The following is a 16,834-nucleotide window of genomic DNA, read 5'->3' as shown; positions in this document are numbered from 1 at the left end:
TAGTAAGAACATTGCATTATTGTTAATACATATTTATAATTTATATATATTAATTATTTAGGTGGTAAAATACATGGATAAGGATTTGGTGCATCTTGTTAAAGAAATCAATCAAGTTGAATATGAAACCAATTTAATGTTAACTGAAGAATTTTCCTCATTGTTCGATGAAACATTAACGACAAAACAAGCAGTATTTTTAAATCTTCTTCAGACGAAAGGTCCCCTTCAAACTTATGAATTAGCCAAGTTAATGGGTACATCCCCAAGTGCCGTTAGCCAACTAGTAAATAGGCTGGAGCAAGAAGATTATATAAAAAGAACAATGAGTAAAAAGGATCGTAGAGAGGTTATTATAGAACTAGATGAACGGGGACATCTTTATTTTCAAAAACAGGAGGAAATTGAGCTTGCTATTATAGATAAATATTATACAAAGCTCAATAAAGAGGACTTGCTACAATTAAAAGACATACTTTTGAAATTACGTTTTATTATTTCAGAGGAGCAGGAAAAAAATAAGCGTTCTTAATGGAGGAATTATTGTGGATTTACACGATTTAAAAAAAGACATATTTAAAATTGCTTATCCCTATATAAAAACCCGTCCAAATGTTGCTTTATCTATCGGTATCATTTCTCAAGACCAAGAAGCTACGTTTACTTTCGGTGGCTCGAATTTTATGCTGAAAGAAAAGCCTTATATATATGAAGTTGGGTCGATTTCTAAAGTTTTTACTACATCCATTTTAGGGGAAATGATGCAAGAAGGAAAAATCCATGTAGAAGACTCTATTGGCAAATACTTTTCTGAAATTCCCGATAATCACCCTGTCACACTCAAACGTTTAGCAAATCATACTTCTGGACTACCAGGAATAGGTGTGCTGAAGAACATTTACAATCTTTTTGACGCACAAACACCTCGTGATCCTTTTTGCCAATATTCACTGGAAGAGACTATTCATTATTTTAAAACACACACAGACGAGCCTAAAGTTAAATTTAGATATTCTAATGTAGGAATGGGGCTTTTAGGATATATTTTAGCCACTACACTTCACACTGATTATGAAACAGCTATTAAACAAAGATTAACAGATCCTTTAAATATGCCAAATACATTTATTTCTATCCCTTCTGATCAAGCAGAGGCAGTATTGCAAGGCTACACGGTTCTTGGACATAAAAAGTCACCGCTCCAAATGAATGACTTTATGGCAGCAGGAGCAATCCGTTCAACTGTCAATGATCTTTTAAAGTTTATGAGAGTACATTTAAGTGATGAAAATTTAGGGTATACATTAACACATCAAGCAACTGAGACCTTTTCGGAACATATGGGTATAGGGCTAGGATGGCTTCTTGAAGACAATATCATTTGGCATAACGGTTCGACGAAAGCTTTCTCTAGTTATCTTGGGTTTGATAAAACACAACAAACAGGCGTCGTTGTTTTATCAAATTATCGCTCGCCTATTTTGGCGACAAACCCTGGGCAGATTGGGAAAGATATTTTAAAACTTTTACAGGTTTAATAGTAGATATTTTATGAATATAAAACGGGGTATCTCTACTTTTTAAGATACCCTCATTTTAAAAGTATTTTTTTATTAAACCAAATCTTAGATGAACCTAGCATACAACTGTGCTCCAAATTCTTTTCATATGGGAAAAAGTGACTTATGCGAATCCACGTCAAGCATTAACAACATTAAAAGCCACAGCTACTTTTCCAGAAATGATAATCCTACTTCGACAAATAGCAGCTTATCGTGGTGCTAATCTGACCTCTGCACTTTTTTATGAAGGGAAAGTATATGAAGCATTAGCCCTTATAATGGAACGTGTACTTGTTAATGAAACTTGTCATTGCTCACAAATTTCTAAAGAAGGTATTCACCAAATTGAGCATGCTACAACTAACGTTAAATCATTTAACAAAAGTTTCTTGTATGGGTGCTACAAAATTAAAAAAATTATTTAAAGAGGTGTATCATTGTACTATAACCGAATATATTCAAAAACAACGTGTTCATCAAGCTGAGAAATTACTAGCTCATACAGGGCTCCCTATTAACGAAATTGCTCGAACAGTAGGTTATCAAAGTGCAGGTAGATTTTCAGAGCTATTTAAACGCTATGCCGAGTTAACACCAAAGGAATATAGGCAGCAAATATTTAGAGGTTAAACATAAAAGGGGGTAACTGATTATCATAAAACTTGCTCTACTTTCCATTACAGATTCGCATTTCGATAAATACCATTCAAAACTCACAGCGTTCATTTCAAAAGACAAACAGAACAAACTTCAGCGATTCCATTTCAAAGATGACTATAAGCGAGGTTTATTAGCTGACATATTAGCTAGATATTTAATTTCAACAAATTTTAATATTGCCCCATCAGCTATCGAATTTGACAATAATACATATGGTAAACCATATGTAAAAAATCTACCTTACGCATTTTTTAATATTTCACATTCGGGAAATTATGTTCTTTGTGGTATTAGTAATATGGAAATCGGCGTTGATATTGAAAAGCAAAAAATACTGGATCTCCATCTCGCTCAACATATTTTTGCTCCCGAGGAATATGAAGATTTAATAGCTTTGTCTGACAAAAATCAATTAAATTATTTTTATAAACTTTGGACATTGAAGGAAGCCTATATTAAATATTGTGGTGTAGGCTTGTCTTTGCCACTTCAATCCTTCTTTTTTAAAATTCATGGTGGTGGCATTCATTTAAATGCTACAAACCAGTTGGATTCTCTTCATTTTTTAACTACTAGTATTGAACAGCAGTATTCCATCGCTTGCTGTTCCAATGAGCAAATTGAAGCGAATGCTATCGAACGAATTTCTTTACATACTATTGCATCTTTTTTTCAGCACTTTGATGAATGATTTATTTTTCATATAAAACAACCCTCAAACTTTATTCGTTTGGGGGTTGTTTTACTTATCTTAGTCAAAAAATAATTTTATTCATTAAACCACTGTCTTTATCATAAGTATCACGATGTAAAATTCCTGCGTGTAAGTGGATGTAGCGTGTTGTAATACCGATGGATAGAACATTACAGTAACGTGGATAGAGCCATTTCCAGACGTGCTCATAACGCTTGTTTATAACGGTTAATCTATTTTGCTGTACATTTACCATTCCTTCGCCAATTCATGATTTTATATGTTACAATTTACCATAACAGGAATTCCCAATCATTCAAAGGAAGGCTGATAAGGCATTGAAAAAATTATTATTTTTAGCTTTTGTAACATTTATTTTAGCAGCATGTAACCCATCAACGCTAAGTATTAGTGAAATTGAAAGTGTTCCAGAAAAAGTGCAAAAGGTAATTGATGAAAAAAATAAACTTCAATTAATCAACGAAGTAGATAAGGATGTTTCTTATATCGTTTTTCGGACAAAAGGAACAGTTACAACAGCCCTTGAAACTAAAGATGATACATTAATAATAAAGTTAGATGTTACGAATCAACAAGATAATGAAATAAAACAACATGTTTATAAATTAACGTTCGACGCAAATCTTGATACGATTAATATTCACATCAATGGAAAACCTACACCTATTGATAATGTAACAGGTATATAAGTAGCCATGGTCCTCTTTTCTACAATAATATTACCTATCACACATTTATTTGGACTTGTGCGTTGAACTACATACAAGTCCCTTTTGTTATACTTTCTCAATTGCTCCGATTTCCAACGCAAAAAGCCTCCTAACATTTCTGTTAGAAGGCTATTAGTTCTTAGCGCAGTATTAGTCAAAAATAATTTTATTGACTGCATCACGGTCTAATTTTTTAATCACTTCCACCATTAATTTTACAGCGTTATCATAATCATCACGATGTAAAATACCTGCATGTGAGTGGATATAGCGTGTTGCAATACCGATAGATAACGCAGGTATACCATTTGCTGTTACGTGGATAGAGCCAGCGTCTGTACCGCCACCAGCCATTGCTTCGAATTGATATGGAATATTGTGCTCATCAGCCACATCTAATACGAATTCACGTAAGCCACGGTGTGACACCATTGATGCATCGTACACAATAATTTGTGGACCGGCGCCCATTTTACTAGTTGATTCTTTTGCAGTTACCCCTGGTGTGTCTCCTGCTACACCTACATCGACAGCAAAGCCGATATCTGGTTGGATTTTATGCGTAGCAGTTTTAGCACCACGAAGCCCTACTTCCTCTTGAACATTTCCTACAGAATAAAGGATGTTAGGATGCTTTTCATTTTGCAATGCTTTCATAACATCGATGGCAATTGCACAACCAATGCGGTTATCCCACGCTTTTGCTAATAAGTATTTTTCATTTTTCATCACATTAAATTCGAAATATGGTGTTACCATATCGCCAGGACGTACGCCCCATTCAAGTACTTCATCTTTTGAAGCAGCACCAACATCGATAAACATATCTTTAATGTCTACCACTTTGTTACGCACATCTGCTGGTAAAATATGCGGTGGCTTTGAACCAATAACCCCAATAATTTCATCGCCTTTACGTGTTGTAATTGTCACACGCTGTGCAAGCATAACTTGGCTCCACCAGCCACCTACTGTTTGGAATTTGATGAACCCTTTGTCATCGATTTGAGTAACCATGAAGCCTACTTCATCTAAGTGACCTGCGACCATGATTTTTGGGCCATTTTCATCCCCAACTTTTTTAGCAATGACGCTACCTAAATTATCTGTTTCAACTAAGTCTGCATATGGTCCAATGTATTTTTTCATGACCTCGCGTGGTGCACGTTCATTACCTGCAATACCATTCGCATCTGTTAAATCTTTAAACATCTGTAATGTTGAATCTAGCTGTGTCATCCTTTTGCCTCCTGACTCTTGTATCTCCTCTATTATACTTCGTTTACCGAAATATTCCTAGCTTAATCGTCAGAAAATTGGTGTATTTCTTACACTTTAATATCCTGAGCGCTGACGATTATAATTTTCTTCGTTTTTCTCAATATATGCCGCAACAACATCCTCAAATGAAAAGCCTAGATTAAATGCAAGCAATCCATAGCATTGCCAGATTGCTAAGTATCTATCCTCTGTTGGTTGACTAATAAAACTTAAAATATAGTCTTGTGTCATTAAAAATGTCTCTGTTAAATCTCTCTTCTCTTCAATCACCGGCCACTTTTCGATCGCTGTATAACCTTTTAATAAGCCAAGTGATAATATAAAATGAATCGAATCCACATATTCCTCTAAAATTACATTACGTTCTGAGGCTCCCTTTGTACTCCAAAACTTAAAGCAGCGTGTCTCATTTGCTAGTTCGGCTAGTTCTACCATTAAGGCTAAACCTTTTTCTTTAAATACATCATGTTCTATATTTTGTGTTTTCTCGATAAAATCATCGAGCTCTTTTTGCATTTTAAACAATTGTTGTAAATTCATTTTTTTCTCCTAAATTTCTTAAAAATATTTATAAAAAGTGAAACTAATTGTCCTTCACAATCGTATAGGAAGGAATAACCTTTCTTCAAGGGGGAAATTAAAAAATGTTGCCGTTACTTATTCGTCTTGCAGTTATTGCGCTTATTATCTATGTATTTTATAAAGCGATTCGTTATATAACCGATCCTAAGCGAAAACTTGATGAAGCCTATGAAAAAGGCCAATATTATTTTTATGATGACGTCAAAAATGTCCGAAAAAATTTCTTTATCTCTTATAAGGGTGCTCTTTTTGAAGGTGAAAAATACCTCGGCACTACTGAAGATGCCTTCGAGGTTGTGACTATTTTTGTTGGTGCCCGTGACGCCGCTAAACTGCAAGGTTTTACGAAAAGAGACTTTGAATACCTTCAGCAAGAAATCCTATTGAACTATCCGAGCGCAAAAATAAATTGGAAGCAACCCATTGAAAAGCTTATGCGTAACACATCCTCATCATGAGGATGTTTTTTATTTATCGAAACATTCCCGTGTTTTATCTTCGAGATTTATCCCCATAATTGTACTAGGATAAAAATTTGAATAGCTGCTAGCAGCGGGAAGCCAAATGCAAAGCTGTTATGGCGTGTTTTATGACGGAATAAATACATTCCCAATACGCCCCCTATTGCGCCTCCACCAATTGCTAATGTAAATAATGTGCGTTCTGCAATACGCCATTCATGTTTTTTTGCTTTTGATTTATCCATGCCCATCATCACGAGCAGGACTATAGAAACAATTGCCATATACGCTAATAATGCTTGCCCCATTGAATACTCCTTTTTATTTTCTATTTTCTACTACTCTAACACAAAAAAGACTGACGGATAAATCCATCAGCCTTTTGAAAAATTTTGCACCTATCGTTTCGCTTTCGGTGCAGAAATAATTTTTTAACTTCGTGAAAAATTATTTAGCTACAGCTTTTTTAGCAGCGTCTGCTAATTGAGTGAATGCAGCAGCATCAGTTACAGCTAGGTCAGCTAACATTTTACGGTTAACTTCGATACCAGCAACTTTTAAACCGTGCATTAAACGGCTGTATGAAAGACCATTCATGCGAGCAGCTGCGTTGATACGAGTGATCCATAATTTACGGAAATCACGTTTTTTCTGACGACGGTCACGGTATGCATATTGACCTGACTTCATTACTGCTTGGTTTGCAACTTTGTATAATGTATGTTTTGAACCATAGTAACCTTTAGCTAATTTTAAAACCTTTTTACGACGTTTGCGCGTCACTGTTCCGCCTTTTACGCGTGGCATATGAATTACCTCCTGCTTTTCATTTAAAAATGAATGTTAGTATTTTGTTTGTGTAGTCAAATTATTTCATGTAAACAAGTAATGATTTGATGCGTTTGAAGTCACCAGATGAAACGATGTTTGCTTTACGTAGGTGACGTTTTTGTTTTGTAGATTTGTTTGCGAATAAGTGGCTTCCATAAGCACGGTCATATTTTAATTTACCTGAACCCGTTTTTTTGAAACGTTTCGCAGCTCCACGGTGAGTTTTCATTTTTGGCATGTCGAATTCCTCCTAAACTGTTCGTCTAATATTATTTCTCGTTCTTTGGTTGAAGAACTAAGAACATGCTTCGGCCTTCCATCTTCGGTTTTTGTTCAACCGTCGATACTTCAGCACAAGCTTCAGCAAAACGATCTAACACACGTTGACCAATGTCTTTGTGTGTAATCGCACGACCTTTGAAACGTAGGCTACATTTTACTTTATCGCCCTTTTCAAGGAATTTAATCGCATTACGTAGCTTCGTTTGGAAATCATGCTCATCGATTGTCGGGCTCAGACGAACCTCTTTCATTACGATGACCTTTTGATTTTTACGAATTTCACGGTCTTTCTTTTGCTGTTCAAACTTAAATTTACCATAGTCCATGATACGAGCGACTGGCGGCTTGGCTTGAGGGGCCACAAGGACAAGATCCAAGTTTACACGAGTGGCGATTTCTAGCGCTTCATTACGTGTCTTTACACCAAGCTGGTCACCATTGTGATCGATTAATCGAAGTTCACGTGCGCGAATGCCTTCGTTTACATACATGTCTTTGCTAATAGTAATCCACCTCCAAGTAGTTGTCGCGAATACATGGTTTGGGCAAAGCCTTGCCCGGTTGAACGGTACATCCTCTTGTCATGTCCATAAAAAAAGGACGGACACTTTGAAGATGTCCGCCCGCTATATGTGCATGCGCAAGTCTGCGCAAAACAATTCAACGTGTCATACCTGTTCACAGCTTAAAAGCGTTGTATCAGGTGAGAAGCGGGCAGCCTCTACTTCAACCACAAACTTTGTATTCATTAACCTTAACTATATTAGCATGTACTTTCATAAGCTGTCAAATGTTTTTTAACTTATTTATTAATAAAGTAGCCTAAAAGTTTTCAATCTATACTATTACAATGATTTTCATCATAACGTAAGGTGGTGACTGGGCGCTTTGTAGCTGTCGCTGCAGGGTCTCGGGCCAACAGATGTCTTTTGCGCGAAAGCGTGAGTGCAACGTAGCGGCAGCAGCACGATGTTGATCACGAAGGCATTATCACAGGAAGTGATGCTTTTTAGCCTTCGTTCCTCTATTGCTAATCCCCAAGGAGTCGCCAAGCCTTCACTCCAATCCACTTATACAAATGGCATACGTTTTAACAAATGTCATCTCAATCTTTTACTTGCCAGGCGAATTCTAATCCTTCTTCAATCGGATCGAATTCGCCGGCAACATTATTAAAATTATTTTGTAATTTCTGCTTTAATGTTGGCTAAGAAATCTTGGAAGCTGATTGTTTCTGAATCTTTTGAGCCGTAGCGACGTACGTTTACACCACCAGCCTCTACTTCTTTATCTCCGATAACAAGCATATACGGGATTTTTTTCATTTGCGCTTCACGGATTTTATAGCCTAATTTTTCTTCACGATCATCCATTTCAACACGTAAGCCCGCTGCAGTTAATTGCTCTTCAATTTGTTTTGCATAATCAAAGTGTGCTTCGTTTGAAACTGGAATAACTTCAACTTGTACTGGTGCTAACCATGTTGGGAATGCCCCTTTATACTCTTCGATTAAGAAGGCAACGAAACGTTCCATTGTTGATACGACACCACGGTGAATAACAACTGGACGATGTGGTTTACCATCTTCACCAACGTATGTTAGGTCAAAGCGCTCTGGTTGTAAAAAGTCAAGCTGAACAGTCGATAATGTTTCATCTTTACCAATAGCTGTTTTTACTTGTACGTCTAATTTTGGACCATAGAACGCTGCTTCGCCTTCAGCTTCGTAATAATCTAAGCCAAGATCATCCATTGCTTCTTTTAACATACCTTGTGCTTTTTCCCACATTTGATCATCATCGTAATATTTTTCAGTGTCTGCAGGGTCACGATAAGATAAACGGAATTTGTAATCATTTAAATTAAAATCTTTATACACATCAAGAATCAAATTCACAACACGCTTAAATTCATCTTTAATTTGGTCAGGACGTACAAAAATATGAGCATCATTTAAAGTCATACCGCGTACGCGTTGTAAACCAGATAATCCACCTGAACTTTCATATCGATGTTGTGTTCCTAACTCAGCAATACGAATAGGAAGCTGACGATAAGAATGCATTGATGATTTATAAACCATCATATGGTGTGGACAGTTCATTGGTCGCAATACTAATGTTTCGTTGTCCATTTCCATTGGTGGGAACATGTCATCTTGGTAATGTCCCCAGTGGCCTGATGTTTCATATAATTTTTTCGAACCTAAAACTGGTGTATAAACATGTTTGTAGCCAAGACGAACTTCTTTATCTACAATATAACGCTCAATAATGCGACGGATTGTTGCACCATTTGGTAACCATAGTGGTAAACCTTGACCAACTGTTTGAGATAAAGTGAACAATTCTAATTCCTTACCAATTTTACGATGATCACGTTCTTTTGCTTCTTCAAGCATTTGAAGATGATGTTTTAAATCTTCTTTTTTAAAGAAAGCTGTTCCATAAACACGTTGTAGCATTTTGTTATCTGAGTTACCTCTCCAGTAAGCACCTGCTAATGAAAGAAGTTTGAACTCACGAAGCTTACCTGTTGATGGTGCGTGGATACCTCGGCAAAGGTCGAAGAATTCACCTTGATGGTAAATAGAAACTTGCTCATCTGCTGGAATCGCTTCAAGTAATTCTAATTTGTATTCATCGCCAATTTTTTCATAGATTGCTTGCGCTTCTGTACGACTAACATTTTTGCGCTCGATTTCTAAGTTTTCAGCGATAATTTTTTTCATTTCTTTTTCGATTGCAGGTAGGTCTTCAGCAGTGATTGGAGTTGGTGCATCAACATCATAGTAGAAGCCACCTTCAATCACTGGACCAATACCAAGTTTAACATCAGGGAATAAACGTTTAATCGCTTGTGCAGTTAAGTGCGCAGTAGAATGACGTAAGATTTCTAGTGCTTCCTCATCATCCTGTGTAATAATCGAGATTGTAGCATCCTCTTCAATCGGTGTTTTTAAATCGACTAAGGCACCATTTACTTTACCCGCATATGCTTTTTTACGAAGTCCTGGGCTAATTGATAATGCTACGTCATCAGTAGATGTACCTTTTGCAAATTCCTTTACAGCGCCATCTGGGAAAGTTAATTTAATCATATCTGACATATTTTTACACTCCTTACAGTTTTGTTGTGATGCATGATTGAAGTCAAAGAATCCCCGGATTTGATCCTCATTCAATAGTTGTGGCATTCGTTCACCACTATTTTCCATTGAACGAAAATAAAAAAGCTCCGTCCCTACGAAAGGGACGAAGCGTATGCTCGTGGTTCCACCCTTCTTCCTTCCGACTTTTTATAGTCAGACGAAGCTCAAGGCTAGCTAACGGGCTAGGGACCGGCGAAAGATTATCCCTTTCGCTGCTCAGCAGGTAGTAAATAGTGTGCTCGAACTAGGAAGCTTACAGCCAATGACTTCCCTCTCTAAAAGCCTTACACAAAATTCATGTCCTCATCAATGCATTTAATCCATTATGCCTCGGCATAATCCGGAGGCTTTAACTTTTTCAGTAGGTAGGACACCTGTTGAAAGAAGTTAATTATTATATGTGACAGTATACGCTCGATTGTTATAAAATGCAACTGCAAATCTTACAGACGTCTATTTTGCCCGCCCATTTTAATCGGCTCTGTCAAAGCTTTAATTCGTTCCATAACACGTCCAGCCTTCACAACTTCTATGTCACCTTTTTGTGACTGTGCTAAATGGTGCTCCAATTCATCGTAATTAAAATTAGACGTAATGAATGTTGGCAATTGCTCTGCCATGCGGTAATGGAAAATAGTCCCCAAAATTTCATCTCGCGTCCACGCAGTCATTGTTTCGGCTCCTAAATCATCGAGCATTAGCACGGGTGCCTTTTTCACATAATCTATTTTTTCATTCAACGTGTTGTCGCCAATTGCATTTTTCATTTCTCGTAAAAATTCAGGCACAAAAACTACAACTGACTTCACTTTAGCCTTTGCAAGTTCATTAGCTAATGCGCCTAGCACAAAAGATTTCCCCACTCCAAATTGACCGTATAAATAAAAGCCTTTAGCAGGTAAATTCCCTGTATCTAGTACATTTTGAACAAAATCAGTCGCACGGTTTGCAATGTCAACACGTGTATGATCATCAATAAATAAATCACTTATAGTAGCTTGTAGCACATCCTTTGGCATATGCATACTTGCAATCATATTAGCAACATCTCGACGCTCATCTTCACGTATCTTTTGCTCGCATCGTACATAATCAATTTCAACAGTACTCCTTACTACACGTAAGGTAGGTAAAAAACCTTTTAAGTAATTTGTACAATTTTCTGTACTGTCACAGCCACAGCAAACTGTAGATTGACTAATAAATTCATGGAGCTTCGGTAAATTACGTTCAACCGCATCATAGCTTAACTCATCCTTATGCTCAGCTAAAAACTGTTGCACACGGGGGTTTTCTAATATTTCTTTACGCATCGCTTCATATCGTTCTTGAAATGATGGTACCTTAATTGCTCTTTTTAATGGTCCATTAATCGGTTCGATTGTCATTCACCTACCTTATTTTGAATATTGCCTAATTTTTCTAGTATCTTTTGTCTTTCCTTTTCAAAATCAGTAGTGCCAGTATTTGTTGTATCTTTCTCTGATTTTTCATTACGCTTATAAAACCAATCTGGTACTTTTTCCTCTCGGCGATTTTTTGTGTAAGAGTCCTTTTTTGCCGAAGACTGGGGTTTATTTTTCCACGTAGTGTACTTATCATGCTCTTGGCGTGCTAATTCCATTGCTTCTTTTGCAGTTTGAATATTTTTGCGTACCCAATGATCCGCAATCGTTTCCACATATTTTTTAGGTAGCTTCATATCAGTTGTTAGCATGACATATTCCAAAAGTGCATTAACAACACCTACCGGCATTCCATGCTGGACAATTAAACTCTCAGCAAGTTGCACGGAGGTCTGTAAAGGTTCTTTGCCGTTGTTAATATCTCGCAGTACTTGTACCGGAGGAGTCGTTTCTAAATATTGCTGAAGCTCCTGATCCTTTGTTTTTTGGCTCGATTCTTCTATAGATGACGGCTGCTTACTCACTCGAGCAAGCTTTGGTGGTTCTTTTGATACCGTTAGCTTATAAAAATCCGCAGCGGCCTTACGCAAACGTTCCAATGAAATCCCTAAGTCATCATCTAGTGCAAGAATCACTACTTTTTGCATATCAAGTGCCGTTAAATGATATAAAAAGGCTAATTTTGCTATTGATTCACGTACCTCAAATGTTAGAAGGCTTGCCGGCACTAGTTGCTCCGATAAGCCCCCTTGCAGTAGTTCAAAATCAAACTGATCAAAATAAAACGGATATATCTTTTGCTGTTTATCCTTATGACTAGTATCAGCTTGTAAATCATCTGGAATTTTTGTACTTACAGGCTTAAAAACATCGATAAATGCACGCGATACATCTTTATACTCTTCATCTCTTGTAGATGGCATAAAACGCTGACGTAACTTCCGATAAGCTTGCTCCCCAATTTTACTAAATAAAAACATCGAGAGCAGTGGGTCTTTCATAAAGCTATCTGCATCAAGTGGACGTATTAGCTCATATAAAAAGCTTCGCTGGCCAGCATCTTCTTTTTTCCATGTGCGTAACAGACCAATTGCTTCAAGCGCAATACGCGCCTCAAATACTTTACCAATAGGAAGCCCTAGTACATTCATTAGATAATAATGTGTCATTTGCTGCTTAGACATTTGTTCAGCTTCTGCCCATAGTGTTAAATAAAGGCTGATTGGCTCCGCTCCAATTAAAGGCTGATAAAAAAGCGTTATTAATTGACGTTCCTGCGTAGAAAGTGCATGAGGTAGACGAATGTCAAAAGAATCAGCAGGCTGCAATTCCTTATACAAATGGTTCAACGTCATTCACCCTCTCTGTTTACCTTATAATTTCTGTTCTGTCTGACGTTGGATAATTTCTTTAATTTCTTCAATAAAGACATTAATATCCTTAAATTGACGATAAACCGATGCAAAGCGCACATAAGCAACCTCATCGATTTTCGCTAAGCGATCCATTACCATTTCTCCTACATCCTCAGATCGGACTTCAGAATTCCCAATGCGGCGAAGATCTTTTTCAATAGACATTACTAGTCCCTCAAGTACTTCAAGGGAAACAGGACGTTTTTCGCAAGCACGAATAAGTCCACGAAGTACCTTTTCACGGCTAAATTCTTCTCGCGAACCTTCTTTTTTCACGACGACTAAAGGTGTCTCTTCAATTTTTTCAAACGTTGTAAAGCGGAAGCCACATGACTCACATTCACGACGTCTACGAATTTCTTTATTATCATCAACTGGCCTCGAATCCACAACACGCGTTCCGTTAAATTGGCAAGATGGACATCTCATATAATTACTCTCCTGATTTCACAACAATTTAATATTTCTATTATAACAAATTTCCTATGTGTAAGAAAAGTGCATTAACGCTAGTGTGCTCATGATAAACCTTGACAGGCTAAAGTACAAGCATAGATGCCACATTTAAACCAACTGTCTAAATAAAAAACACATTGAAATCACTTGGATTTCAATGTGTTCAGTTTAACTTCTTTTAGTGGATGTCACTAAAATTATGCATTAACTGTTTCTAAAGCTTTTGCCACTTTTTTCACAAGATCTACAACACGTGCAGAATAACCCCACTCATTGTCGTACCAAGCCAGTACTTTCACTTTGCGGTTACCCATTACCATTGTAGAAAGTCCATCTACTGTAGAGGAGTAAGTTGTTGTGTTGTAATCAGAAGATACTAGAGGCTCAACTGAGAAGTTTAAGATACCTTTCATCGGACCTTCAGTAGCAGCCTTCACAAACGCAGCATTGATAGAATCTACTGTTACGTCAGTATTTAAATCAACTACTAGGTCAACTAATGATACGTTTGGTGTTGGAACACGAAGTGCCATACCATGAATTTTGCCTTCTAACTCTGGTAACACTAATTTTAATGCTTTTGCAGCACCTGTAGATGTTGGAATAATTGATTGTGCGCAACCACGTGCACGACGTAAATCCTTATGTGGATTATCTAAATTCTTTTGGTCATTTGTATAAGCGTGAACTGTTGTCATTAATCCGCTTTCAATTCCAAATGTGTCATTTAATATTTTGGCAACTGGTGCTAAGCAGTTTGTTGTACAAGAAGCATTAGAAATAACATCATGTTTGGCAATATCAAGCTTCTCATCATTTACACCTAAAACAATTGTTACGTCCTCGTTTTTACCAGGTGCTGTTAAGATAACTTTCTTTGCTCCTGCTTCTAAGTGCATTGCTGCTTTTTCACGATCATTAAATTTACCAGTTGCTTCAATAACGATATCTACCCCCATTGTTGCCCATGGTAATTTTAATGGGTCACGTTCGCTAATAATTTGCACACGTTTACCGTTTACAACTAAAGCATCGCCTGCTGGCTCAACTGAACCCTCGAATGTTCCATGATTTGTGTCATACTTAATCAAATGTGCTAACGTTTCAGCTGGGTAGCTAGCATTAATTGCAACGATATTTAAATCTTCTTGCACGATCGCTTGGCGGAAAACCATACGTCCGATACGTCCGAAACCATTAATAGCAACTGATACTGTCATTTATAAAATCCTCCTGTGAGTGCATACTCATATTAATTATATACTTTATGGTGATTAGTATAACACAATTTTAAAAAAGATGAACATTATATACTCATAATATTAAAGTTCTTATTTTCTGAAAAATAAAATCGCCTAAATTAGCACTTATTATGGTATAAACTCACAAAAAAATGCATAGCAAAGTGTTTTTGCTACGCATTCAAGTTGTTAACTACTGCGTCAATGAAATTAAGGTGTCACATTAAATAAAGTATGGCTCTTCGGCAAAACAAGGGGTTGATTTGTTCCGGCTGGGCACTTTGTTGCTGCCGCTTCGCTTTCGCTACAGAAAACATTTGTTGCTGCCGCTTCGCTTTCGCACAGAAAACATTTGTTGCTGCCGCTTCGCTTTCGCACAGAAAACATTTGTTGCTGCCGCTTCGCTTTCGCACAGAAAACATCCGCTGCGCTGCGGGATCCCGGCAGGAAAGCGAGTAGCCTGGAACGGAAATCACCCTTTACTGAGCCACACCATTAAGAAATTCCCTTACAACACAATAGTTTTTCAAAAATATGAAATGCGTAGCAATATGTCATTGCTACGCATCGAATAATTTTACAGATTTTTAGTTAAAATTACATCCCAATAAGTCAGGATTTTTTTTAATTGCTGCTCGGTTTGTTCTAGATTTTCATTATTATAAATAACCGCATGCGCACCTTTCTCTTTAACTGACAAAGGTAACTGAGAACGTATTCGAGCTAGTGCATCCTCCTTCGATAAGTTGTTACGTTCCATTAATCTACGGAGCTGCACCTCTTCACTAACCGATACTACAATAATACGCTCGACAAAATGCTGTAGCTTACTTTCAAATAAAAGCGGAATATCCATCACAACATGCTTTTCTCCAGCCTCTAAATAAGCATCACGCTGACGTAACATTTCCTGACGAATAGCAGGATGCATAATATCATTTAACACTTTACGTTTAGCAGGCTCGTGAAAAATAATATCGCCAAGCTTCGTACGATTTAAACTACCGTCTTCAAGCAATATATGTTGTCCAAAATTTTCAGCTATTAACTTTAACGTTTCCGTTCCTGGTTCTACAACATCACGTGCAACAATATCTGCATCGACAATAGGTAAACCAAGTGCTGTCATCATTTTTGCTACTGTACTTTTTCCGCTTGCAATACTTCCCGTTAGTCCGATAATCATAGTTAAATCCCCTTTAATGTTGACAATTTGGGCAAAAGACTGATGTGCGCCCACCTATCGTCATTTGGCTCGTTGCAGTATCACACGTTGGACACATCTTCTTTCCATACATTTGCAGTCGTTTCTGCATAGTTCCAGCCTCACCATTAATATTACGATAATCTGAAATTGTTGAACCCCCCGCTTCAATGCTTTGGCGTAAAATGGCGACAATTGCTTCGAATAATGCACACTTACTCTTTTCACTGATGCGGTTCATGGTGCGAGCCGGATGAATTTTTTGAGCAAATAATGCTTCGGTAGCATAAATATTGCCACAGCCCGAAATAACCTGCCCATCCATAATGACATCCTTAACGGCCTTTTTCTCATATTTCGGTAACTTTGATTTCGCAATAAAATAATCACAGGCTATTTCATCGAACGGCTCTGGCGCCATTTTTGTTAATGGTGCATGATCTTCAATTTTTGTTAAAAACCGTAGTTCACCAAAGCGGCGTATATCCGAGTAAATTAAATAGCCACCATCTGCCATTTGAAATGTAGCATGAATATGCTTTTTAAATTTCGCCTCATGGATTTCCTCAGGCGAATTCACGACAAACCATGCACCGGTCATCCCTAAATGACTAACAAGCACATATGGGTCATCTGCTTTCAGCAAATGAAAAAAGATGTATTTCGCACGTCGTTCGACTTTTGTAATCATCATTTGAGACAATGATATTTCAAATGCATCGGGCTCAGCTTGCTTCACGATACACTGTTTTCCCTCCCCAAAGGAAAAACGAATAATTTCAGATAGTTGAACCTGTTGAATTGTACGCCCTTCAATTTTAGGTTTTAATGCCTGGACGACACCTTCAACCTCTGGTAATTCAGGCATTTTGACCC

At 37.3% G+C, this 16,834-nt stretch carries 21 protein-coding genes and 1 pseudogene; 8 read left to right on the top strand and 14 right to left on the bottom strand.

Annotation, left to right across the window (positions count from 1 at the left end):
- Positions 1–73 precede the first annotated feature (73 nt).
- The 5 genes and pseudogenes from PVA17_RS18770 (at position 74) to PVA17_RS18755 (ending at position 2,913) form a co-directional block, all read left to right on the top strand.
- Positions 74–532, top strand: coding sequence for a MarR family winged helix-turn-helix transcriptional regulator (locus PVA17_RS18770; RefSeq protein ID WP_274068561.1), 459 nt, complete (start codon positions 74–76; stop codon positions 530–532).
- A 13-nt stretch (positions 533–545) separates the two neighbouring features.
- Positions 546–1,538, top strand: a complete 993-nt coding sequence (locus PVA17_RS18765; protein ID WP_274068560.1) for a serine hydrolase domain-containing protein — start codon at positions 546–548, stop codon at positions 1,536–1,538.
- Between the two features lie 375 nt (positions 1,539–1,913).
- Positions 1,914–2,192, top strand: a complete 279-nt coding sequence (locus PVA17_RS18760) for a helix-turn-helix transcriptional regulator (protein WP_274068562.1) — start codon at positions 1,914–1,916, stop codon at positions 2,190–2,192.
- 16 nt (positions 2,193–2,208) lie between these two features.
- Positions 2,209–2,493: pseudogene (locus PVA17_RS25575) on the top strand (4'-phosphopantetheinyl transferase family protein); the annotation flags it as partial.
- Positions 2,494–2,520: 27 nt separating this feature from the next.
- The gene (locus tag PVA17_RS18755; RefSeq protein ID WP_274068559.1) at positions 2,521–2,913 is read left to right on the top strand and encodes a 4'-phosphopantetheinyl transferase family protein; all 393 of its coding nucleotides are present in this window, start codon (positions 2,521–2,523) and stop codon (positions 2,911–2,913) included.
- 64 nt (positions 2,914–2,977) lie between these two features.
- Here the strand turns inward: PVA17_RS18755 and PVA17_RS18750 are convergent, their stop codons facing one another.
- Positions 2,978–3,172, bottom strand: coding sequence for a hypothetical protein (locus PVA17_RS18750; protein ID WP_274068558.1), 195 nt, complete (start codon positions 3,170–3,172; stop codon positions 2,978–2,980).
- 82 nt (positions 3,173–3,254) lie between these two features.
- On the opposite strand from PVA17_RS18750, the gene PVA17_RS18745 reads away from it, so the two are divergent.
- The gene (locus PVA17_RS18745; RefSeq protein WP_132357171.1) at positions 3,255–3,626 is read left to right on the top strand and encodes a lipoprotein; all 372 of its coding nucleotides are present in this window, start codon (positions 3,255–3,257) and stop codon (positions 3,624–3,626) included.
- Between the two features lie 171 nt (positions 3,627–3,797).
- Here PVA17_RS18745 and PVA17_RS18740 read toward each other — a convergent pair whose 3' ends face one another.
- The gene (locus PVA17_RS18740) at positions 3,798–4,886 is read right to left on the bottom strand and encodes a M42 family metallopeptidase (protein ID WP_132357172.1); all 1,089 of its coding nucleotides are present in this window, start codon (positions 4,884–4,886) and stop codon (positions 3,798–3,800) included.
- A gap of 96 nt (positions 4,887–4,982) precedes the next feature.
- Positions 4,983–5,468, bottom strand: a complete 486-nt coding sequence (locus PVA17_RS18735) for a dUTP diphosphatase (RefSeq protein ID WP_274068557.1) — start codon at positions 5,466–5,468, stop codon at positions 4,983–4,985.
- A gap of 104 nt (positions 5,469–5,572) precedes the next feature.
- On the opposite strand from PVA17_RS18735, the gene PVA17_RS18730 reads away from it, so the two are divergent.
- Positions 5,573–5,968: a sigma-w pathway protein ysdB gene (locus PVA17_RS18730; protein WP_132357174.1), complete on the top strand. Its 396-nt coding sequence runs from the start codon at positions 5,573–5,575 to the stop codon at positions 5,966–5,968.
- Positions 5,969–6,015: 47 nt separating this feature from the next.
- On the opposite strand, the gene PVA17_RS18725 is transcribed toward PVA17_RS18730, so the two are convergent.
- The 9 genes from PVA17_RS18725 to PVA17_RS18685 form a co-directional block, all read right to left on the bottom strand.
- Complete coding sequence (locus PVA17_RS18725; protein WP_132357175.1) at positions 6,016–6,279, bottom strand: DUF1294 domain-containing protein; 264 nt, start codon at positions 6,277–6,279, stop codon at positions 6,016–6,018.
- Between the two features lie 139 nt (positions 6,280–6,418).
- On the bottom strand, positions 6,419–6,778 hold the full coding sequence (rplT, locus tag PVA17_RS18720; RefSeq protein ID WP_004226314.1) for a 50S ribosomal protein L20: 360 nt from the start codon (positions 6,776–6,778) through the stop codon (positions 6,419–6,421).
- 61 nt (positions 6,779–6,839) lie between these two features.
- Positions 6,840–7,040: a 50S ribosomal protein L35 gene (gene rpmI / locus PVA17_RS18715; protein WP_004226312.1), complete on the bottom strand. Its 201-nt coding sequence runs from the start codon at positions 7,038–7,040 to the stop codon at positions 6,840–6,842.
- A 31-nt stretch (positions 7,041–7,071) separates the two neighbouring features.
- A complete protein-coding gene (infC, locus tag PVA17_RS18710) occupies positions 7,072–7,575 on the bottom strand; it encodes a translation initiation factor IF-3 (RefSeq protein ID WP_024363824.1) in 504 nt (167 codons plus the stop codon).
- 687 nt (positions 7,576–8,262) lie between these two features.
- On the bottom strand, positions 8,263–10,194 hold the full coding sequence (gene thrS, locus PVA17_RS18705; RefSeq protein ID WP_248716860.1) for a threonine--tRNA ligase: 1,932 nt from the start codon (positions 10,192–10,194) through the stop codon (positions 8,263–8,265).
- A gap of 485 nt (positions 10,195–10,679) precedes the next feature.
- Positions 10,680–11,618 (bottom strand): primosomal protein DnaI, encoded by a 939-nt coding sequence (gene dnaI, locus PVA17_RS18700; protein WP_248719229.1) that lies wholly within the window; start codon positions 11,616–11,618, stop codon positions 10,680–10,682.
- A 2-nt stretch (positions 11,619–11,620) separates the two neighbouring features.
- Complete coding sequence (locus PVA17_RS18695; protein ID WP_483308035.1) at positions 11,621–12,991, bottom strand: replication initiation and membrane attachment family protein; 1,371 nt, start codon at positions 12,989–12,991, stop codon at positions 11,621–11,623.
- Between the two features lie 24 nt (positions 12,992–13,015).
- A complete protein-coding gene (nrdR, locus tag PVA17_RS18690; RefSeq protein ID WP_049667519.1) occupies positions 13,016–13,486 on the bottom strand; it encodes a transcriptional regulator NrdR in 471 nt (156 codons plus the stop codon).
- 224 nt (positions 13,487–13,710) lie between these two features.
- Complete coding sequence (locus PVA17_RS18685; protein WP_248716862.1) at positions 13,711–14,733, bottom strand: glyceraldehyde-3-phosphate dehydrogenase; 1,023 nt, start codon at positions 14,731–14,733, stop codon at positions 13,711–13,713.
- 284 nt (positions 14,734–15,017) lie between these two features.
- Here PVA17_RS18685 and PVA17_RS18680 point away from each other — a divergent pair, with 284 nt between their 5' ends.
- Positions 15,018–15,329: a hypothetical protein gene (locus PVA17_RS18680; protein ID WP_274068555.1), complete on the top strand. Its 312-nt coding sequence runs from the start codon at positions 15,018–15,020 to the stop codon at positions 15,327–15,329.
- Between the two features lie 2 nt (positions 15,330–15,331).
- Here PVA17_RS18680 and coaE read toward each other — a convergent pair whose 3' ends face one another.
- A complete protein-coding gene (gene coaE / locus PVA17_RS18675) occupies positions 15,332–15,940 on the bottom strand; it encodes a dephospho-CoA kinase (protein ID WP_132357180.1) in 609 nt (202 codons plus the stop codon).
- A gap of 13 nt (positions 15,941–15,953) precedes the next feature.
- A complete protein-coding gene (gene mutM, locus PVA17_RS18670; RefSeq protein WP_132357181.1) occupies positions 15,954–16,826 on the bottom strand; it encodes a bifunctional DNA-formamidopyrimidine glycosylase/DNA-(apurinic or apyrimidinic site) lyase in 873 nt (290 codons plus the stop codon).
- Positions 16,827–16,834 lie beyond the last annotated feature (8 nt).

The organism is Lysinibacillus sp. CNPSo 3705 (assembly GCF_028674935.1).
GTDB lineage: Bacteria > Bacillota > Bacilli > Bacillales_A > Planococcaceae > Lysinibacillus.
Note: the sequence above shows the minus strand (reverse complement) of the source record. Positions and strands in the feature narration are given on the sequence as shown.